This is a genomic window from Sphingomonas sp. GW821-FHT10F09 (genome assembly GCF_058809195.1).
Genome location: NZ_JBXASI010000001.1, coordinates 915,765 through 936,000, shown reverse-complemented (window position 1 = coordinate 936,000; position 20,236 = coordinate 915,765). Strand labels below are relative to the sequence as shown.

Genomic DNA, 20,236 nt, shown 5'->3' with positions numbered 1-20,236 from the left:
TATGCGTCAGCCGCCCGGCTTGACGTAGGGCGCCACCGCGAACAGCAGCCGTTCCTCGCGGCGGGGATCGGCCTCCACGCGCACCTGCCGGTCGAAGATCATCGTCCGCCGCTGCGCGAGATCGTAGTGCGGCCATGCCGGCAGGCCCGCGCCATTAGGATCGCCGGTGCGTGCGAGCCGGATGAACGCGTCCGCCATTTGCCCGGCGAGCCGCTGCGCCCCGGCATCGTTGCCGGTTCGCGCATTCGGGACCGCGGTGTTGTCGAACACCAGCCCGATGTCGAGCGAATGGAAGGCACCGAGCACGCCGCCCGCCTCCGGCGCGGGAAAGTCGAGCTGATACATCCACGTCGGCGCGCCAATCCTCGCGCGCTCCTCCGCCTGGATCAGATGCCCGGCCCACGACCGCCCCGCGGTCGATGCCGCCAGCAGGATCTGCCCCGGCGTCCGCTGCGGGTATAATTGGCGGTAGCGCGCGATGACGTGGTCGACGCCGACGTCGCGCGTCATCTGCGACAGCAACCGTTCGGGCAGGTTCGACCATGTCGTGTCGCCGCGCTTCAGCATCGCCTCGATCCACAGGCCGGTCTCGTCATGCGTGTTGCCGATGACGAGCGGGATGTGTGCCGCCTCGCGCGGGGCGTCGGGGTAGAAGGGGTGGCGCCGCAGGATGCCGTGGTCGAGCGTCGAGGTGAAGCTGATCTCCCCCTTCCCCTCCAACGGATCGGTCATCGCCATCGCCGCGACCAGCCGCTCGACGGGCAGGGTCGCCAGCTCCGCTGCATCGCGCGCGCCGGCCTTCGCCATCCACGCCCTCGCCCGCGCGGTGGCGTGGTTCGGGCCGGCGGCGGTGACGTGCTGGCCACTCATCGTCGCGGCGGCGTGGAACAGCGGGCGCGCCTCCGGCATCGCCATCAGCGTCACCACCTTGGCGCCGCCGCCGGACTGGCCGAAGATCATCACCCGCGCCGGATCGCCGCCGAACGCCGCGATCGTGTCGCGCACCCATTGCAGCGCGAGGGTGATGTCGAGGTTGCCGACGTTGCCGCTCTCCGCCGGCCCACCCGCCTGCGCGAGATAACCATAGCCGAGTCCCGCCAGCCGGTGGTTGAGCGTCACCACCACCACATCGCCGCGCCGTACCAGCATCTTGCCGTCGTAGAGCGGATCCGAACCGGATCCGTGCGCATGCGCGCCGCCGTGCAGATAGACCATCACCGGCCGCCGCCCGGCGTCGAGCGCTGGCGTCCAAACGTTGAGGAACAGGCAATCCTCCGACGTCCGCTCATCCGCTTTGGTCTGCGGCGCCGCAGGCCCGTAGCGGGTCGCATCCGCCACCCCGCTCCACGGCTGCGGCGGCACGGCGCGGCGGAAGCGGCGGGGGGCGGTGTCGGCGCCGTAGCGGATGCCGCGGAACACCAGCACCCCGTCCTCGCGTAGCCCCCGCACCCGGCCGTACCGCGTCGTCGCGACCGGATCGGTGCCGCGCGCCCCCGCCGCCGCGGGCAGTACCGCCATCCCGGCCAGAACCGTGCGCCGATCGATCGTCATCCCGCCGTCTCCGCACACAGCCGCCGCATCGGTGCGAGCGCCGGGTTATGGTTGTCGCGCCGCCACGCCATGTAGAGTTCGACCGGCCGCTCCGGCTCGGTCGCGAAGCGGCGATACTGGACGTCCATCAGGTGCAGCCCCGATGCCGATTCCGGCACGATCGCCGCCGCCAGCCCGGCATGGACGAGGCCGAGCATCGAATGGATCTGCGTCACGTGCTGGACATAGTGCGGATTGACCCCCGCCTCGTCGAACAGCCGGATCAGCATGTCGTGGAAATAGCCCGCGCCCTGACGCGCGTACATGATGAGCGGCTGGCTGTCGAAATCCGCCGGCTCCAGCACCGATTTCGCCTGACGCGGATCGCCGGCGGGCAGCGCCACCACCAGCGGTTCGTGCAGCACCAGAGCGGTGTCGAATTCCTGCCGGGCGAGCGGTGGCCGGACGAAGCCGATGTCGATCAGCCCGGTGAGCAGCGCATCGACCTGATCGGTCGTCACCATCTCGCGCAGTTCGAGGTCGATATTGGGCAGCGCCGCGCGCGCCTGCGCGACGATCTGCGGCACGAGATTGTAGCCCGATACCGCGGTGAAGCCGATCGCGACCTTGCCCGCATCGCCCTTGGCCACGCGCCGCGCGGACAGCTGCGCGCTTTCCGCCAGCCGGACGATCCGCCGCGCCTCGATCAGGAACACGCGCCCCGCCGGGGTCAGCGCCACGTTGCGGCTGGTGCGTTCGAGCAGGGTGACGTCGAGAATGCGCTCGAGCAGTTGGATCTGCCGGCTGAGCGGCGATTGCGTCATGTTGAGCCGCTGCGCCGCGCGGCCGAAGTGCAGTTCCTCGGCGGCGGCGACGAAGCAGCGGAGCTGGCTGAGTTCGAACATGGCCCAGCCTAACCGGCTCAGGCGGCGGCGGCGAGGGCTCTCGGGCTGACCCGCTCGATCAAGACGCGCAGGCTTTCGTGCTCGGCATCGGACAGGTCGGTCAGCGGCGAGCGGACCGGACCTGCATCGCGCCCGACGATGCGCATGCCCGCCTTGACGATCGACACCGCATAGCCGCGGCCCTGGTTGCGCAGTGTGATATACGGCAGCACGAAGTCGCGCAGCTGCTGAATCACCTCCAGCTGGTCGCCGGCACGTACCGCCTTGTAGAAGGCGAGCGCCCATTCCGGCATGAAGTTGAAGATCGCCGAGGAATAGGTGGTGACGCCCATCGTCAGATAGGGCGTCGCGAACGTCTCCGCGGTCGGCAGCCCGCCGATATAGGTCAGCCGGTCGCCCATCCGCGCATAGATGCGGGTCATCAGCTCGATGTCGCCGACGCCGTCCTTGAAGCCAACGAGGTTGGGGTTGCGATCGCAGAGGCGGGCGAGCGTCTCGTCGTTCACCACCGCATTGTCGCGATTATAGACGATCACGCCGAGGCCGGTGGCGCGGCACACCGCCTCGATATGGCGTTCCAGCCCCTCCTGCTTGGCACCGACCAGATAGGGCGGCAGCAGCAGCAGGCCGTCCGCCCCCGCCTTTTCGGCGTCGCGGGCGATGCCGGTGGCGATCGCGGTGCCATAGCCGCAGCCCGAGATGACGGGCAGCTTGCCGCCCGCTTCGGCCACCGCGGCGGCGACCACCGTCGCGACCTCCGCCGGGGTCAGCGAGAAGAATTCGCCGGTGCCGCCGGCGGCGAACAGGCCGGTCAGCTCATGCTGCAGCATCCAGGCGCAATGTTCGCGATAGGGCGCCTCAAGGAACTGGCCATCCTCGTCGAAATGCGTGACCGGGAACGACAGCAGCCCCCCGCCAAGGTGGCGTGCCATATCGGTCGGGCTCATGTCAGTCACTCGGGCTCTCCTGTCATTCTCTCGCCGACGATGCATCGCGGGTCTTGGAGCCTGTCGTAGGATGGTGCCGTTGCAGCGTCCAAACCAAAGCCGCGCTCGATCGATGCGCCTCTTGGCTTGATGCCGATCCGCGCTCAGCAGCCGCTGCGGATCAGCCGCGTCATCGCCCGCGCCAGCCGTCGGCCGAGCGTGCGTTGCGCAGCGGTGGACAGATGAAGCTCGTCAGGATTGCGCGCCAGCCGCGCCGCCGGGACCATCGCGACGCATGGCAGCGCCATTTGCGCCTGCTGCGCCTGCACCGCCGCCCAGTTCGGATAGCGCGCGCCGTCAGCCACCGGCGTGTCGGCGAGCTGGACGAAGGCGACCGGCAACGTCGGGGTTCCTAGGTCGCTGCGGACGGCGGCGACCAACGTCGCGAACCGTTCGCCCCATGCCGTCCCGACCGGCGTCCGCGCGTCGCTTTCCCCCTGATACCAGAGCAGGCCGGCAAGGTGGCCGCCCGCCGCCCGGATGCGCCGGATGCAGGAGCCGTAGAGCGTGCTGCTTGCCGATGCCGGCGTCCATTCGGTGATCGCGCTGCCGCCCTTGGCGCACGGCACGAGCACGATCGGGCGGCCGCGGCCGCGCAGCATCGCGCGGGCAAAGGGCAGGCCGGGACCGACCGCCGCCTGCCGGTCGGCCGAGACGGGATCGACCTGCCCGGCGGCATCGTCGAGCGGATCGACCGCCACCCGCCAGCGCCCGTCGTTGCCGTAGAGGCGGATACGGGGATCGGCGACGCGGTCCGCCGCAGTCAGATCCGCCAGCGCGCCCCGGCCGGACATGTTCGACTGCCCCGCCAGCACATAGACGTCGTACGGCCCCGTCCCGGGGGACGAAGCCGCGACCGACATCGGCAGCGCGAGCGCGAGCGCGATCGAGGCGATGGCCGCGGCCCTCATGGTCTGGCCGCGGCGACGGGGCCGTGGAAGTCCGCCTCCACGATCGCGAGGCGCCAGCCGGCAGGCACCGCGTCGGCGCCGGTGTCGCCCGCCTGTCTGGCGTTGCCGACCTCGACGATCTTGCCGAACGCATCGCGGTCCTGCGTCGGCGCGACCTGCGTGATCCGCAGGACTCGGCCCGTGGCGGCGGGGAAGCCGACCGGGGCATAGCCGAGCTGGCGCTCCGTCTCCCCCCGCCATACCTCCCGGCCATCGAGCGTGATCCGGATCGGATAGGCGCGCGAGCGCCAGCCGACGAGCTTCAGCTCGACCGCGTCGAGCGTCACCGGCGTGGCGAAACGATATTCAATCCAGGCGTTGCTCGGCGTGCCGTCGCTCGCCCAGCGGGTCAGTTCGTTGTCGTCGATCGTCTTCGCGCTGTCCGCCTGATTGGCGCCGGCGACGACCTGCGCCGGCAGATGGGTCGTTCGGGTGACGCGATAGGACGGCCCCGGCGGCGTCGGTCCGCGGCCGAGGAGGCCCGGCTGCGCGGTATCGGCGAAGACGCGCGACAGGCCGCCCCGCACCGGCGGCGCGGCGACGGTCGGGATGGTCAGCGTCACCGGCCTCAGTCCCGCCACGGTGGCGGTGACCCGCACCGGCCCCGGCGCCGTGCCCGCGCGCAGCAGCACGCGGTTGACCCCGGCCTCGACCGGCAGCCGCTGCGACAGGATGTAATTGTCCTCGCCCCGGGCGGTGCCGGCGGTCGGCGTCGTGCCGGGAATCGCCTCCGCCTGCACCGCAACTGCCGAGCGCGGCTTCCCGGAGCTGTCGCCCTGCGCGATGCCGCCGCGCCACTCCGCCGGCCCAGCCAGACTAAAGGTGACCATGTCATTGGCGGTCGGCACCCGCCGCCCCTTCGCATCGACGATCTCGACATCGACCAGCGCCAGATCGGCGCCGTCCATCACGAAGCCGCGCGGCCCCGTATGCGGCACCAGCCGCAGCGCGGCCGGCGCGCCGGCGGTCTCCACCCCATGTTCCGACCGGCGGCCGTCCGCGCCGATGGCGACCGCGCGCAGCGATCCGGGTTGCCAGCGCAAGCCGGGCCAGCTGAACAGGAAGCCGCTCGATCGCGTCCCCTGCCCCAGCGACCGGCCGTTGAGGAACAGCTCAACCCGCTCGCCATTCGAAACGACGGCGACGTCCTTCGTCGTGCCTGGAGCGTAGTTCCAGTGGCCGATGATATGGGTCGCCGGTGTCTCCGCATCGACCCAGCCGGTCCACATCGTCCGGTGCGCGTAGAAGCTCTCCTTGGGCAGCCGCATCGCATCGACCTCGCCCGAGCGGCGGTAATTGTTGTCGCCGCGATAGTGCGTGTTGCTGTCCGACCAGATGATGTTGACGCCGCCCGAACTCACCCGTCGCCCGGTGCCGGGGCGGATGCGGTAATAGTCCCACCAGCGGCGCACGTCCTCGCGCGCCTGGCTATCCTGATTGCGGTTATAGTCCGGCGCGTCCTTGTGGAACGGCGGGGTCTGGTCGTCCTGATAGGCGCGCGCGGCCTCGTCGCGGCTGTATTCCATCGCCCACATCGGCAGGCGGGCGCTCTTGTTGATGTAGAGCATCTCGCCGCCATATTCGGCGGTGCGGCTGTCGAGCATCTCGCGCGACCCGATCGCGCGGCCGCCGTGCGGATCGTAGAGATCGCGGATCGCCTTCATCTCGGCCATATGGCCTTCGCTGATGCTCTCGTTGCCGCTTTCGTAGAACAGGATCGACGGGTTGTTGCGGTTGTAGACGATCGCGTCTCGCATCTGCTCCTTGCGCTGGTCCCAGCGCCGGCCCTCGACGTCATGCTCGGCGTCGCCGGCGGGCATCGCCTGCGGCAGGCCGACGCGGTCGGCGGATTCGATGTCCTGCTTCGACGGCGTGATGTGCATCCAGCGCACCATGTTGCCGCCGCTCTCAACCATCAGCGCGTTGGAGAAGTCGCTGATCCACGGTGGGATCGACACGCCGACCGCAGGCCATTCGTTCGAGGTGCGCTGCGCATAGCCGTGAACCTGCATGACGCGGCCGTTGAGCCGGATCATGCCATCGCCGAACTGCGTCGCGCGGAAGCCGGTACGCGTGTCGACCGCATCGATGACCCGGCCCCGCTCGACCAGACTGGTCGTCACGCGATAGAGATAACCATAGCCCCAGCTCCAGAAATGCAGGTCGCCGATGCGGCCCACTGCGGCGAGCGTGCGCGTCTCGCCCGGCGCCAGCGTGACCGTGCCGCCGTCCAACCGGCCGACGACCCGGCCGTCACGGTCGCGCACCTCGACCCGGTAGGACAGACTGCGCGGTTCGGCCTGCTCGTTGCGCACCTGCGTTTCGGCGTGGATCGTCGCGGACCGGGCGGCGAGGTCGAAGGCGTCGGCCCAGACATATTGCCCGAGTGTGCCGAGGTTGGAGAACAGCGGCAGCGTCTGATAGGTGTGCGGGGTCAGGTGCAGCTTCACGTTGCGGGTGATGCCGCCGTAATTGACGTTGAAGTTGCGGTCGTTCCACTGGAAGCCGCTGCCCGTGGCGCGCTCCTTGTAGCGCCAGTCGTTGTCGACGCGCACCGCAATGACATTCTCCCCCGGCATGATCGCGCGCGAGATGTCGGCGCCGAACGCCATCGCGCCGCGTTCGGAAAGAACGACGGACCGGCCGTTGACCCAGACCTCGGCCGCCTGACGGACGCCTTCGAACTCGAGGAACGCCTTGCCCGCCTCCGCGCCCGCGGGCAGCGTGATGCGCTTGCGATACCAGGTGATGCCGGTCGACAGGTCCTTGATGTCGCGGGCGAAGGCCTCCTTTTCGTTGAAGGCGTTGGGCAGCGTCACCTCGCCCCAGCTGCGATCGTCGAAGCCGATCTGCTGCGCCCCCTGCGGATCGCCGGTCGTCATCCGCCACGCGGGGTTGAGGTTGAAGCTGCTGCGCCCGGACGCCACGACGGTGGACGCATCATGCGCATCGGCCGGTGCGGCGAGGGCGATAGCGGTCGCGGCAGTGGCCGCCAGCCAGTGGAAGCGCATGGTCATCCTCCCGGGGATCCTGTCGATCCGGCAGCGAAGGCCTGCCACGCAGTTCCCATATTTCGGAAGCGTGATCCACTATAACGTGGTTCTGCGCAACTGCCGATGGTCGATGGCGATTTCCGCTGGGCTGAAACGCCTATGCCCGGCAATATCGCGCGAGGAAGTCGTCATGCCGCGGCAAGGTCTGCAGCGTCCGAGCGATGCCGCCGCGCAGGTCGTCGAACGACGCTTGCAGGGCCGGCGTCCCGATGACGCCGGCGATCCGGTGATGGTCTCGTGGGGCGATCCCCTGCCCCAGCATCACCGACACCCAGGAATCGATCCGGAACAGGTCGTCTTGCCCCTGCCACGCGCCGGCGCTGGCCGCGAACAGGTCGATGCGTTCGGCGAGGCTGTCCGGGATCGCGAGGTTCGCGCAATCCCTCCAGAAGGGCGAATCCTCGCGGGCGGTGGCGTGATAGTGGAGGATGATGAAGTCGCGGATATGCTCCCATTCGTGGCGGGATTGCGCGTTAAAGCGTCCGGCCAGCGCGCGATGGTCGCCGCCGCGGAACGGGAACAGCTGCAGCAGGCGCGTCACCGCATTCATGATGAGGTGGATGCTGGTCGATTCGAGCGGCTCGATGAACCCCGCGGCAAGGCCCAGCGCGACGCAGTTCCGGTTCCAGCTCTGCCGGCGCATCCCCGCGGTGAAGCGGAGCGGCCGCGGTTCGAACAGAGGACGGCTTTCGAGCCCCGCGGCCAGCGTCGCATGCGCCTCGTCGTCGCTCATATGCTGGCTGGCATAGACGAGGCCGTTGCCGACGCGCGTCTGCAACGGGATCTGCCAGCGCCAGCCGGCGCGGTGCGCGATCGCGCGCGTGTAGGGGACCGGCGGGACGACCGCCTCGGTCTGCACCGCCAGCGCCCGGTCGGTGGCGAGCCATTGCGACCAGTCGTCGAAGCCCGTCTCCAAAGCGCCCTCGATCAGCAGCGCGCGGAAACCGGTGCAGTCGATGAACAGGTCGCCCGCGATCCGCTCGCCCGACGCGAGGACCAATGCCGCGATATCGCCGCTGTCGTTATCGCGCTCGACCCGCTCGATCCGCCCCTCGACGCGGGTCACGCCCCACGGCTCGGCCGCCTGCCGCAGGAAGCGGGCGTAAGCGTTTGCGTCGAGGTGATAGGCATAGGCCAGCGACTGTTCCGCGTCCTGACCGAACCGCCCGGCACCAGCCGCCTGCTGCTCCAGCGAATAGCTGCCGTAATCGCCACCGAAGCCGCGCCCCCGCGCCTCCAGCCAGAAATGCTGGAAGTCGGCAATCATCACCGATCGCCCGACGCTGCCGAACGGGTGGAAATAGCGCTCGCCGACCTGCCGCCAGTTCTCGAATGAAATCCCGAGCTTGAAGGTCGCCTGCGTCGCGCGCATGAACGCCGCCTCGTCGATCCCGAGGAAGGCGTGGAAGCTGCGCGCGGTGGGGATCGTCGATTCGCCGACACCGACGGTGCCGATCTCATCCGACTCGACCAACGTCACCGCGACCAGCGGCCCGAGCTGGCGGGTCAGCGCGGCGGCGGCGATCCAGCCGGCGGTGCCGCCGCCGGCGACGACGACCCGGGTGGGCGTGGGCTGGGAGGTGTCGCTTGCGTCGGTCATCGGTTCAGCCGGTGGAGCATATAGGCGCGCAGCTGGCGGGCGCCGGCCTCGTCGAGCGGCGCCAGCGGCCCGCGGGCGGCGGCGGGCAGATGCGCCGCGACCGCTTCGGCATCGCCGAACACATAATGGTCGAACATCGCGCGCCAGCCGCGCTTCTCGTGATCGGGGCGGTCACGCAAGCTGAGCAATGCGTGCAGCAGCGTGTCCATCGGCGTGTCGAGGAACGCCGGCGCGGCATTCCACCAATAGTTAACCAGCACGTTGAAATCGTCGCGCGCCTCGACATGGTGCCACCAGAGCGCCGGATAGACGAGGACGTCGCCCGCCTCCAGCTCCGCCACCGATCCGGCCGCGACCGCCTCGGCGAAGCGCGGATAGGCGGCGAGATCGGGCGCGGCGAAATCGACCATGCTCACCACCTGCCCGCCGGGCGTCGGCGCGAGCGGGCCGGGGTAGAGGTTGGCGACCTGATCGGGCGGGAACAGGGTGAAGCGCCGCCGCCCGACCGCGCAGACCGCAGCGTTGTTCGACATGTCGTGATGCGCCGCGGCGATCGTGCGGTTGCCGATCCAGATGCTCGCGACCGGCGGATAGGCGTCGAACAAGCCGGTCTCCGGGCGCAGCACATTGTCCTGCCGGACGCCGGGCAGATAGGTGTCGAGGTCGGTCGAGCCTATGTACAGGGATGGCGCCGCGTCGTCGCCGCAATGGCCCAGGACGCGGTCGAGAAAAGCGCCCAGCGTCGGGCGTTCGGCGGTGAAGTTCATCGCCGTGACCGTCGCGTCATAATGGAAACGGCCGCCGATCGCGGGATCGCCGACATAGGCGGTGACCGGCCGGCCGATGTCGAACCCGCGCAGATAGTTCGCGGCGTCCCGCGCCGAGCGCCGCCCGGCACGGACCAGCGGCCAGTCGGCGGCCAGCCCGCGCAGGATCACCGGCTCGCCGGCGGCAACCAGCGCCGCGGGATCGAAGACGTTCGCCTCGTGGATCTCGCGGACGGGACGCGAAACGCGCAACGGTTCAGCCACGGGCCTCGCTCCGTAGCTTGCGGTCGATCAGGTGGCGCAGATTGCCGAGCGACGAGGCGATCCACAGCGCCGGGCGCAGGTGATCGTGCCGGTGCAGCCGCTCCAGCGCCGCGCCGTCCAGCGCCGCGAGCCGCCCCGCGTCGATCGTGAAGCGATCGGGGATGTTGTAGCGCCGCCCCTCGCCCAGATCAAGTTGCAGCGTGGCCGGTTCCAACAGGCCTGCAGCATCGAAGGCGTCGAACATCGCACGTTCGGTCTGAAGGCCGAGATAGATGCGCTGGAGCATCGCGGAGACATGGTCGAGCAGCGGCGCATTGCCGCCGAGCGGCAGGAACACTGGTTCGCCGTCCGCGACGATCCGGACATGGTCGGGCTCGACGTGGATCATCGGCTCGCCCTGCTCGTCGACGCCGATCGAGAACGGCCCGCGCGCGCACGTCGCGGGGACGTAGCGCGCGTCCCAGCGTTCGCCGTCGAGGAACAGGTTTTCGTCGGGATCGAGCCCGAGCTGGACCGTCGCGAACAGGTCGCCCCGCTCGTCGCGGCGCAGCAAGATCGCATAGTCGCGCTGCAATTCCTCATATTCGGCCGGAAACACGCGCGCCTGGTTGATCGCGTCGCCGTAGCGCGCGTGATGCCCCACCGCGACGCGCAGGTCGCGATGATCGATGTTGTTGAGCAGAACCGCAGCCATGACACCCTCTTAGCCGAAGAAGGCCGCCCGTGTGAGCGACCTTCTTCGTACCGTCAGAACCGGTAGCGGGCGGCGACGAGGTAGCGGGCGGAGCCTTCCGACAGATACCAGATGTTGTTTTCGTCGCGGCCGTAGGAGCGCACGCCCTCCTCGGTCAGGTTGATCGCCTCGAAGCCGAGCGCGAAGCGCGGCGTCAGGTCGAAGCTGACCGACAGGTCGAGCTGGCCATAGGGTGCGGTGAAGACCGGGTTGCGATCGCCGCCGCGGTTGATGCCGCTGAGGAACTTGTCGCGCCAATTGTACGACAGGCGGGCGGAGATACCGCTCTTGTCGTAGATCAGCGTCGCGTTGGCGGTGTCCGACAGGCCGACCAGCGCGAAGGTGTTGACGGTCGGATCGGCGGCGACGTCGATGCCGATATTGCCGCGGACTAGGGTGTAGCTCGCCGCGACGCCGAAGCCGGTGTTGCCGAGGAAATACTGGCCGGCGAATTCGAAGCCATAGATATGCGCGTCGCGGTTGTTGATCGGCGTGTTGACCGCGAAGTTGAACAGCGGGTCCTGCGCATTCGCGGTGATGTCGTACTGCCCGAGGATCTGGTCGACGAAGCCCTGGTTGAGCGCGCGGTTCTGGATGTTATAATTGGCCGCGAACTGCGCGTTAGTCGCCGCGACGTTGCCGCTGTTCTGCTGCAATAGCGCGGTATAGGTGAACAGGTTCACGTCGGTGATGTCCGCCCCGAACGTGCCGGTCAGCTGCTGCCGGGCGACACCCGACCGCGTTCCCGCCGTCCCCGAGGTGGGGTCGCGCAGGCCGAACAGGTTGCGGTTGACGACCGTGTTACCGATGAAGTTGCTCACCTTTTTGTCGAAGAAACCGGCGGACAGGAAGATGTCCTTGCGGGGATACCATTCCAGCGAGACGTCGATGTTGCTCGACGACAGCGGATCGAGATCAGTGTTGTGCGCGAAGCCAGTGGCGATACCGCCGATCGCGGTCGGACGGCCCGGGCCGCTGACCCCAGTCGAGGCGAACAGGTCGCCATAGCCGGCACGCGAGATCGTCTTACTGTACGAGGCGCGGGCGAAGAAATTGTCGAACACCTCGAACTTCGCGTCGACCGAGGGCAGCCAGTTGCTGTATTTGCCGTTCGAGATCAGCGTCTGCCGTTCGGTCGTGTTAGCGACGAAGAAGTCGTTGTCCGCCGTCCAGACGATCGCGGTCGGCACCGGCTGCAGCGACACCGCTCGCACCTTCGTATTCTCGTAGCGGACGCCGGCGACGAGCTGCGCATTGTGGTCGAACAGCTTGCCGCTCCACGACCCCTGCAGATAGCCCGACCAGATGTCTTCCTTGACCCGGTTGTCGTCGTTGGCGTCGATGTTGTTGGCGTGGTTCACGCCGTCGTTGGTGACGCCGATGTAATAATCGTAGAGCGTGTTGTAGAGCTTGGTCGCATCGGCGGTGCGGAACGCCACGAGCGTGTTGGCATCGGCCTTCGGATCGTTGTGCTCGAACTTGCAGACGTTGCAGAACTGGAACACCTGGCCCGGTGCCAGCCGCGCGACGTCGGGCGGCAGGGAATTGCCCCAGTCGCCCAGCACCTGCCGCGTGTTATACTGCGTCTGGCGCGTCTTGGTGGTGCGGTAATTGCCGCCAGCGTCAAGGCGCAGCTCGTCGTTGAATTCCCACCCGGCATCGGCGCGCAATTCCTTGATCCGCTGCGTCTGGTTGGAGGCGAACTGGCGCTGGACCGCGCTCGACAGGTCGCCGAGGTCGATCACGCCATTGCTGTTGCCCTTGATGAACGCCTGCCCGCTCGGTGTCACGCTCGGAGAGCGATCGTTGATCGTCAGCGTCTGCTGCGGAAAACCGTTCTTGCCGAGCGTCAGCGAATGCGCGGCGACGACGGGGGCGTTGAACGCGACGGTGGTCGAGGTCTGGCCGTTGGGATTGTCCGGTGCGCTGTCGGCGCGGCCGATATGGCCGTCGACCGCCAAGGTGAAGCGATCGCTCGGCTTCCATTCGATGTTGCCGCCGAAATCGTACAGCTTGTTCTTCTGCGCGCGATAGGCCTGTTCGAACGCCTCGTCCTTCACGCCGTTGATCGTCTCGGCGAGGAAGGAGGTGGTGGCGATGCCGTTGCTGGCGTCGTCGAACGTCACTTCACCAAAGGGGCGGTTGAACCAGTTGGACTGGGTCGAACGCCGTTCCGACTGGCGCAACTGAGCATACAGGCCATCGGCGGTGAAGGTTAGGGTGTCGGTGGGATGGAATTGTAGAATGCCCTGGCCGTTGATCCGTTCGCGGCTCGCTTCCGAGAAATGATAGCGCGAATCGTTGGGGACGGAGACGAGGACGTTGGCGTTGGTCGGGCGGTTGTTGATCTTGGTCGCCGCGTTGATGAAGCCGTTGGCGGGGTTCAGGAAATCGGTCAGCGACCGGATGTTCCAATTGTCCGGCGCGACGCTGGAGAAGCTGAAGTTGCGCTTCTGGTAGCTGCCGAACAGCGACACGCCGAAGCGCTGGTCGGGATCGCTCCAGCTGGCGGTGCCCGACACCTCAGGCGTCACGCGCGCGCCGCAGTCGAAACAGTCGGAGGCGCTGTTGTCGTAGCTGCCCTTGACGCCGATCGAGCCGAGCAGGCCGCTTTCGCGCGCATCGAGCGGGCGGCGGCTGACGACGTTGATCGTCGCGCCGATCCCGCCCGAGGGGATCGCCGCGCGCCCGGTCTTGTAGGTTTCGAGCGTCTTGACGCCTTCGGAGGCGAGGTTGGAGAAATCGAACGAGCGACCGAAGCCGCCGGCGCCGTCACCGCCCTGATCGCCGCCGACCGCGACGATGTTCGAGGTCGCAAGCTGGCGGCCGTTGAGCGTCACGAGGTTATATTGCGCGCCGAAGCCGCGCACGGTGACGGTCGAGCCCTCGCCGTTGCGGCGGTCGATCGACACGCCGGTGATGCGCTGCAGCGATTCGGCGAGGTTGGTGTTGGCGAACTTGCCGATATCCTCGGCACTGATCGCATCGACGACGCCGAAGGATTCGCGCTTGATCGCGATCGAGCGTTCCAGCGAGGCGCGCACGCCGGTGACGACGATCTCGTCGGGGCCATTGTCGGGCACGGCATTGGTCGGGCTCGCCGCACCGGGCGTCGCCGCCTGGCTGGTCGTGTCCGCCTGCGGCGTCCCCTGCTGCGGATCGGCGGGCGTCGTCTGCGCGCCGGCTCCCGTTGCGATCGCGAGCCCGGCCACCAGGCCGAGCACCGACGTCGAGCGCACGAGCGCGGCCGACAGCTTCATCCCCTTCATCATCCATCCCCTTGTAACCCGGCAGCCGTTCTTCGCGGCGACTGCCTTGGTTGTGGCATATTATCTTACCGTTGTGCTTCGTATCGAAACCGACATCGATGTCAACGCTTATTGCGGCGCCGGCACGAAACGCGTCAGCGCGGTGCGACGACGACGCCCGCCACGGTGACGTCGCCGCCGGCGACCTCGCGCGTCGCATCGGTCGCCACCGCCAGCCGGTAGCGGCCGGGCGCCACCGCCCAGCCCTGCCCCGCGGTCCAGCGGGCGAGGATGCGCGGATCGGCGGCGAGCACGATGCGGGTCGTCTGCCCCGGGGCGAGCGTCACGCGGCGGAAGCCGGCGAGCCGCAGCGGCGTACCGTCCGGCCCCTTCGCATAGAGCTGCGGCACCGCGACGCCGGCACGCGACCCGATATTGGTCACCGCGACGCTGGCGCCCGGATGCGCGCCGCCGGTAAAGCGGACGTCGGCGAAGCGGAAGCGCGTGTAGCTGAGCCCGTAGCCGAACGGGAACAGCGCGCGTTCGCCGCGGGCGGCATACCAGCGATAGCCGACGTCGGCGCCCTCCTGATAGGCGACCGGATAGGGCAACGGCGCGGCATCGCCGCTGCCGGCGTTGCTCGCGGCGTCGGACAAGACGGTCATGCCGGGCGGGAGCACCGGCCGCGGCCGCGGCAGTTGCGCGATGCTTCGGGGGAAGCTGAGCGGCAGCCGCCCGGACGCCTCGATCGCGCCGAACAGCACGCGCGCGATCGCCTCGCCGCCGCGCTGCCCCGGATACCAGGCCTGGACGATGCCGGCGACGTCGTCGACCCAGGGCATCAGCACGGCACCGCCCGTCTCCAGCACCACGACGCTCTTGGGATTGGCCTTTGCCACCGCGGCGATCAGCGCGTCCTGCCCGTCGGGCAGCGCCAGCGAGGGCGCGTCCTGCGCCTCGGTCTGCCATTGCGTCGCGAAGACGATCGCGACGTCGGCATCGCGCGCCGCCGCGGCGGCGGCGGCGGGATCGCGGCCGTCGACGAAGCGGACGTCGGCGCCGGGCGCGAGGGCGCGGATGGCGCGGAGCGGCGAGGAATTGTGATAGGTCAGCCGCGCGAACGAGGCGGCGGCGCCCTCGGTCAGCGGAATCTCGATCGGCACGCCGCCGACCGACCGCACCTGGCTCGACCCGCCGCCCGACAGCACGCCGACGTCGGCATGGCCGCCGATCAGCACGATACGCCGGGCGGTCCGCGCGAGGGGCAGCACGTCGCGGTCGTTCTTGAGCAGGACGATGCCGGCCTCGGCCGCACGCTGCGCGACGTCGGCATGCGCGGCATAGTCGATCGGCTGCGCCGTCGCGGGGGTCGGATGGTCGTAGAGCCCGCTGGCGATGACGCCGGTCAGGATCCGTTCGACCATCGTGTCGAGATGCGCGGCGGGAACGCGGCCGGCGGCGACCGCGTCGGCGAGCGGCTGGCCGAAGTAGATCGCCTTGTCGAGCTCCTGCCCCGATTCCTGATCGAGCCCGGCAAGCGCGGCCTTTTCGGTCGAATGGACGCCGCCCCAGTCGCTCATCACGAAACCGGGATAGCGCCATTCGCCGCGCAGCACGTCGGTGAGCAGGAAGCGGTTCTCGCACGCCCAGTCGCCGCCGATCCGGTTGTAGGCGCACATCACCGATCCCGGCCGGCCGCCGTCGATCGCGATGCGGAAGGCGAGCAGGTCGCTTTCGCGCAACGCCTTTTCGTCGATCCGGGCGTCGAGGATATTGCGGCCGGTTTCCTGCGCGTTCAGCACGTAATGCTTCACCGTCGAGACGATGTTGTTGGTCTGCACGCCGCGGATCGATTCGGCCGCCATCAGCCCCGCGAGCAGCGGATCCTCGCCGAGATATTCGAAGTTGCGGCCGTTCCACGCGTCGCGCGTCAGGTTGACGCCGCCGGCGAGCAGCACGTTGAACGTCTTGGCGCGCGCCTCCGCGCCGATCATCGCGCCGCCGGCAAAGGCAATGGCGGGATCGAAGCTCGCCGCGGTGGCGAGGCTGGCGGGCAGTGCGGTGGCGGTGTCGCCCTTGCGCTGTTCGATCTGGTTGGCGACGCCGAGGCTGGCGTCGCTTTCGCGCAGCGTCGGGATGCCGAGCCGCGGCACCCCCGGCACATAGCCTGCCGACGGGATCATGTCGGCATGGCGTTCCTTCGTCATCGGCGGAAACAGCCCGTGGACGTAGCGCAGCTTTTCCGCGCGGGTCATCGCCGCGACCAGAGCGCGCGCGCGGTCCGCCGCGGGCAGGCGGGGGTCGCGCCATGCCGCGGCCGCCCCGCGGGGCCCCGCGCCGGCCGGTGCGGGGGCGGGCTTGCTGGCGGATTCGCGAGCGGACAACGCGGCGGGGGCGACGCCGCCGAGCAGCGCGATGGCGAGGACGAGCTTGAACGACATGATCGGGACTCCTGCGGGACGGCCGGCGCGCCGGGGGCGCGGCCGGGACGGCGCGGCGGCGGGGATGGTGACGGCGGCGGGGACGAACGGCGCGCGGCGATGCCGATGGCATGCCGCCGGAATCCGGCTGTCCTGCATATCCTCCCCCCTCACCTTGCTTGACGCAATGATCCGAATATCCGACATCGATGTCAACAAGAGTCGTGAGGGGGTGCGTATGCCGGATCGTTGCCGAAGACTGTCGCTGTTGCTGGGCGCCGCGACGATGGGCGCCCCGCTCGCCGCGCAGGTCGCGCATCCGGGCCAATGGCCCGCCGCGACCGCACCGATCCCGCGCGATGCCGCGATGGAGCGGCGGATCGACGCGCTGATCGCGCGGATGTCGCTGGAACAGAAGGTCGGCCAGGTCGTGCAGGGCGACATCGCCTCGATCACCCCCGACGACGTGCGCCGCTATCACCTGGGATCGGTGTTCAACGGCGGCAATTCCGACCCGGGCGGCAAGTATAACGCCCCGGCGCGCGACTGGCTGGCGCTCGCCGACGCCTTCTGGGACGCCTCCACGGGCGACGATCCGGCGCTGCCGCGCATCCCCGCGATCTGGGGCATCGACGCGGTCCACGGCCATTCCAACGTGATCGGCGCGACGCTCTTCCCACACAATATCGGGCTCGGCGCGATGCGCGATCCCGCGCTGATGCGCCGTATCGGCGCCGCCACCGCGGTCGAGATGCGCGTGACCGGCATCGACTGGACGTTCGCGCCGACGATCGCGGTGGTCCGCGACGATCGCTGGGGGCGCACCTACGAAGGGTTCGGCGAGACGCCGGAGATCGCGGCCAGCTATGCCGGCCCGCTGGTCGAGGGGCTGCAGGGGCGCATCGGCGACCGGGACTGGCTGCGCGGTCCGCACGTCATCGCCACCGCCAAGCATTTCCTCGGCGACGGCGGCACGACCGGCGGCAAGGACCAGGGCGATGCGCAACTGCCCGAAGGCACGCTGCGCGACCTGTTCTCGCCGCCTTATTATGCCGCGCTGCAGGCGGGCGTGCAGTCGGTGATGGCGAGCTTTTCGGGCTGGAACGGCGCCAAGATGACCGGCAACGCCAGCCTGCTGACCGGCGTGCTGAAGCAGCGGATGGGCTTCGACGGCTTCGTCGTCGGCGACTGGAACGGCCATGGCCAGGTCGACGGCTGCACCAACACCGCCTGCCCGGCGGCGCTGAAGGCGGGGCTCGACGTCTATATGGCGCCGGACAGCTGGAAGGGGATATGGGAGACGACGCTGGCGGGCGCGAAGGCGGGGACGATCCCGATGGCGCGGCTCGACGATGCCGTCCGCCGCGTGCTGCGCGTCAAGATGCGCGCCGGCATCTTCGAGGCGGTCAAGCCGTCGGCACGCCCCTATGCGGGCCGTTTCGACCTGCTCGCCTCGCCCGAGCACCGGGCGATCGCCCGCACCGCGGTCGCGGAATCGCTGGTGCTGCTCAAGAACACGGGCGTGCTGCCGCTGAAGCGGGGCGCATCCATCCTGGTCGCCGGCGACGCCGCCGACGACGTCGCGCGCCAGTCCGGCGGCTGGACGCTGTCGTGGCAGGGCACCGACACCCGGCCGGCCGATTTCCCCCATGCGACGACGATCTGGCGCGGGCTCGAGGCGGCGGCGACGGCCGCGGGCGGGCGGGCGCGCCTCAGCCCCGACGGGCGCTTCGCGGCGAAGCCCGACGTCGCGATCGTCGTGTTCGGCGAGACGCCCTATGCCGAATTCCAAGGCGACCGCAGCGACGTCGCCTTCGACGACGGTGCCGATACGCTCGCGACGATGCGGCGGCTGAAGGCGGCGGGCATCCCCGTCGTCGCGGTGTTCCTGTCGGGTCGGCCCTTGTGGGTGAACCCCTATCTCAACGCCGCCGACGCCTTCGTCGCGGCCTGGCTGCCGGGCTCGGAGGGCGCGGGCGTCGCCGACGTGCTGTTCGGCAAGCGGGAGTTCCGCGGCAGGCTGCCCTACAGCTGGCCGCGCCGCTCCGACCAGACGCCGCTCAACGTCGGCGATCCCGGCTACGACCCGCTCTTCGCCTATGGATTCGGGCTGACGACGCGGGACGACGGCCGGCTTGCGGCGCTGCCCGAGACGCGCAGCGGCGGCGGCGGGGATCGCAACCTGCTGTTCGCGCGCGGCAAGGTGACCGGCGGGCGGCGGCTGCTGCTCGGCGCGGCCGGCCAGCCGCTGGCGGCGAACCCCGGCCCGGATCTGATCGCGCAGCGTGCCGCCGATCGCCTCGGCCAGGAGGATAGCGTGCGCATCGCCTGGACCGGGCGCGCGCCCGCGACCGCGGCGTTCGTCGGCCAGCCGGTCGACCTGTCGCGCGAGGCGAACGGCGACGTCGCGCTCGTCGTCGACCTGCGCGTCGACACCCCACCGGCCGCACCGGTGACGCTGAACGGCGTCGTCGTCACCGACCGGCTGCGCCAGCTCGCCGGGCGCTGGGGCAAGGTCGCGGTGCCGCTGCGCTGCCTCGGCGACACCCGCGCCGTCGACCGGCCGCTGGCGATGACCACCGCCGGCGCGCTCGACCTGACGATCTCCGCCGTCCGCTTCGGCAGCGCGACGGAGGGGCTGGTCGACTGCCGCTGAGCGCCGCCCCGGTCATGCCCGGCACGCCATATCAGGGGCTGGACGTCGCCCGATTATCGGCCGAGAGACGGCGCAGGCTCTCAATGGGATACGGCGGTTGAAGGCGATCACGATCACGGACGTCGCGCGTCGTGCGGGTGTTTCGCCAAAGACGGTGTCGCGCGTCATCAACGGCGAGGCGCATGTCCGCGCCGAGATCCGCGAGACGGTGGCGCGTGTCGTCGCCGAGATGAACTATCGGCCGAACGCCTTCGCGCGCGGGCTGTCGAGCTCGCGCTCGTTCCTGATCGGGCTGTTCTTCGACGATCCCGCCTCCGGCTATGCGGCCAGCATCCAGCGCGGCGCGCTGGAGCGGGCGCGGGCGCTCGGGCGCCATCTGGTCATCGAGCCGGTCAGCTTCGAACGGTCGGACTGGCGGCGGCTGCTGGAGGATACGGTGCAGGGGCTGCGGCTGGACGGTGCGATCCTGACCTCGCCGATCTGCGACCGCATCGACCTGATCGAGGCGTTCGAACAGCATGACGTGCCGGTCGTCCGCATCGCCCCCGGCGCGGCGCTCGACCGGACGCCGCAGGTGCGGATGGACGATCGCGCCGCGGCGCGGACGATGACCGAGCATCTGCTGTCGCTCGGCCATCGCGACATCGCCTTCGTGCTCGGCAATCCGCAGCATAGCGCGACCGAGCGGCGCTGGCTCGGGTTTCAGGACGCGATGACCGCCGCCGGCCTCACCCCCGATTCGCGGCGGGTGATCCAGGGCGATTTCAAGTTCCGTTCGGGGCTGGAGGCGGCCGACGTGCTGTTCGGGGCCGATCCGCATCCGACAGCGGTGTTCGCGAGCAACGACGAGATGGCGCTCGGCGTGCTGGTCGCGGCGATGCGCAACCAGATCGCGGTGCCGCGGTCCGTCTCGATCGTCGGCTTCGACGATGCCGAGATCGCGCGCATGGCGTGGCCGCAGCTGACGACGATCCGCCAGCCCAATTTCGAAATGGGTGCCGCCGCGATCGACCTGCTCATCGACCGCCGCAACCCGGCGCGGGCCGCCGCGGACGACACGTGTCGCGAGTTGCCCTACGAGCTGATCGTCCGGTCCACCTGCATGCCGCGCTCGCTGCCCTGAT

General features: G+C 69.5%; 12 protein-coding genes. 2 read left to right on the top strand and 10 right to left on the bottom strand.

The annotated features are described in order from the left end of the window. Nucleotides 1-6: 6 nt before the first annotated feature. From AC1RTO_RS04405 to AC1RTO_RS04360, 10 genes are all read right to left on the bottom strand, one after another. Nucleotides 7-1,551 (bottom strand): carboxylesterase/lipase family protein, encoded by a 1,545-nt coding sequence (locus tag AC1RTO_RS04405; protein ID WP_493159681.1) that lies wholly within the window; start codon nt 1,549-1,551, stop codon nt 7-9. Then, nucleotides 1,548-2,435: a LysR family transcriptional regulator gene (locus tag AC1RTO_RS04400; RefSeq protein WP_493159680.1), complete on the bottom strand. Its 888-nt coding sequence runs from the start codon at nt 2,433-2,435 to the stop codon at nt 1,548-1,550. Before AC1RTO_RS04400 ends, AC1RTO_RS04405 begins: the two co-directional genes overlap by 4 nt. Nucleotides 2,436-2,452: 17 nt before the next feature. Continuing rightward, complete coding sequence (kdgD, locus tag AC1RTO_RS04395; protein WP_493160330.1) at nt 2,453-3,382, bottom strand: 5-dehydro-4-deoxyglucarate dehydratase; 930 nt, start codon at nt 3,380-3,382, stop codon at nt 2,453-2,455. A gap of 143 nt (nt 3,383-3,525) precedes the next feature. Continuing rightward, nucleotides 3,526-4,332: a sialate O-acetylesterase gene (locus AC1RTO_RS04390; protein WP_493159679.1), complete on the bottom strand. Its 807-nt coding sequence runs from the start codon at nt 4,330-4,332 to the stop codon at nt 3,526-3,528. Continuing rightward, nucleotides 4,329-7,388, bottom strand: a complete 3,060-nt coding sequence (locus AC1RTO_RS04385) for a DUF4982 domain-containing protein (protein WP_493159678.1) — start codon at nt 7,386-7,388, stop codon at nt 4,329-4,331. Before AC1RTO_RS04385 ends, AC1RTO_RS04390 begins: the two co-directional genes overlap by 4 nt. Before the next feature lie 133 nt (nt 7,389-7,521). Continuing rightward, nucleotides 7,522-9,024, bottom strand: a complete 1,503-nt coding sequence (locus tag AC1RTO_RS04380; RefSeq protein ID WP_493159677.1) for a tryptophan halogenase family protein — start codon at nt 9,022-9,024, stop codon at nt 7,522-7,524. Beyond that, entirely contained in the window at nt 9,021-10,043 is a 1,023-nt protein-coding gene (locus tag AC1RTO_RS04375) for a cupin-like domain-containing protein (RefSeq protein ID WP_493160329.1), read from the bottom strand. Before AC1RTO_RS04375 ends, AC1RTO_RS04380 begins: the two co-directional genes overlap by 4 nt. Nucleotides 10,044-10,047: 4 nt before the next feature. Beyond that, a complete protein-coding gene (locus AC1RTO_RS04370) occupies nt 10,048-10,749 on the bottom strand; it encodes a SapC family protein (RefSeq protein WP_493159676.1) in 702 nt (233 codons plus the stop codon). A gap of 53 nt (nt 10,750-10,802) precedes the next feature. Further along, the gene (locus AC1RTO_RS04365; RefSeq protein ID WP_493159675.1) at nt 10,803-14,060 is read right to left on the bottom strand and encodes a TonB-dependent receptor; all 3,258 of its coding nucleotides are present in this window, start codon (nt 14,058-14,060) and stop codon (nt 10,803-10,805) included. A 131-nt stretch (nt 14,061-14,191) separates the two neighbouring features. Next, nucleotides 14,192-16,477, bottom strand: a complete 2,286-nt coding sequence (locus AC1RTO_RS04360) for a beta-glucosidase (RefSeq protein WP_493159674.1) — start codon at nt 16,475-16,477, stop codon at nt 14,192-14,194. Nucleotides 16,478-16,724: 247 nt separating this feature from the next. Between AC1RTO_RS04360 and AC1RTO_RS04355 the strand changes: the two genes are divergently transcribed. Both AC1RTO_RS04355 and AC1RTO_RS04350 read left to right on the top strand, forming a co-directional pair. Further along, nucleotides 16,725-19,112: a glycoside hydrolase family 3 protein gene (locus AC1RTO_RS04355; protein ID WP_493159673.1), complete on the top strand. Its 2,388-nt coding sequence runs from the start codon at nt 16,725-16,727 to the stop codon at nt 19,110-19,112. Nucleotides 19,113-19,209: 97 nt separating this feature from the next. Continuing rightward, nucleotides 19,210-20,235, top strand: coding sequence for a LacI family DNA-binding transcriptional regulator (locus tag AC1RTO_RS04350; RefSeq protein WP_493159672.1), 1,026 nt, complete (start codon nt 19,210-19,212; stop codon nt 20,233-20,235). Nucleotide 20,236: the final 1 nt, after the last annotated feature.

What these genes read in the sequence shown, in the direction of transcription:
- AC1RTO_RS04405 (WP_493159681.1), bottom strand. Translation starts at nt 1,551, where the DNA reads ATGACGATCGATCGGCGCACGGTTCTGGCCGGGATGGCGGTACTGCCC.
- AC1RTO_RS04400 (WP_493159680.1), bottom strand. Translation starts at nt 2,435, where the DNA reads ATGTTCGAACTCAGCCAGCTCCGCTGCTTCGTCGCCGCCGCCGAGGAA.
- kdgD (WP_493160330.1), bottom strand. Translation starts at nt 3,382, where the DNA reads ATGAGCCCGACCGATATGGCACGCCACCTTGGCGGGGGGCTGCTGTCG.
- AC1RTO_RS04390 (WP_493159679.1), bottom strand. Translation starts at nt 4,332, where the DNA reads ATGAGGGCCGCGGCCATCGCCTCGATCGCGCTCGCGCTCGCGCTGCCG.
- AC1RTO_RS04385 (WP_493159678.1), bottom strand. Translation starts at nt 7,388, where the DNA reads ATGACCATGCGCTTCCACTGGCTGGCGGCCACTGCCGCGACCGCTATC.
- AC1RTO_RS04380 (WP_493159677.1), bottom strand. Translation starts at nt 9,024, where the DNA reads ATGACCGACGCAAGCGACACCTCCCAGCCCACGCCCACCCGGGTCGTC.
- AC1RTO_RS04370 (WP_493159676.1), bottom strand. Translation starts at nt 10,749, where the DNA reads ATGGCTGCGGTTCTGCTCAACAACATCGATCATCGCGACCTGCGCGTC.
- AC1RTO_RS04365 (WP_493159675.1), bottom strand. Translation starts at nt 14,060, where the DNA reads ATGATGAAGGGGATGAAGCTGTCGGCCGCGCTCGTGCGCTCGACGTCG.
- AC1RTO_RS04360 (WP_493159674.1), bottom strand. Translation starts at nt 16,477, where the DNA reads ATGTCGTTCAAGCTCGTCCTCGCCATCGCGCTGCTCGGCGGCGTCGCC.